General features: G+C 56.9%; 1 protein-coding gene. It reads left to right on the top strand.

Features of this window, described 5'->3' with window-relative positions:
* Positions 1-260, top strand: a 260-nt coding sequence (locus SB689_RS23455; protein WP_410694452.1) for a hypothetical protein, incomplete at both ends; no start/stop codon positions are given.

Here is a 260-nt window from a genome sequence, read left to right as displayed (position 1 = left end):
CATGTTCTTGTCGCCGACCGAACTGTTGATCGGTCAGGACGAACATGGGGCCGCGTAGCCTTCCGAGACGATGCGCCGGAACGCTGCATATCGATCGAAACAAAAATCCGCCAGGGCGAACGCTCAACCCTGCGCCGTCGATGTACTCTTGTGCCACACTGCGATGCAATTTCGTCAACGGATCCCACCTCGGGCCGCATCGACACGGAGATCACCGATGAACAATTGGCAGATGGCGATTGCAACAGGGTTCTGTGTAC

It is taken from the genome of Chryseobacterium sp. SIMBA_038 (assembly GCF_046535115.1).
Classification (GTDB): domain Bacteria; phylum Bacteroidota; class Bacteroidia; order Flavobacteriales; family Weeksellaceae; genus Chryseobacterium.
The sequence above is the reverse complement of the archived record's forward strand: the minus strand, read 5'-3'. Positions and strand labels throughout refer to the sequence as shown.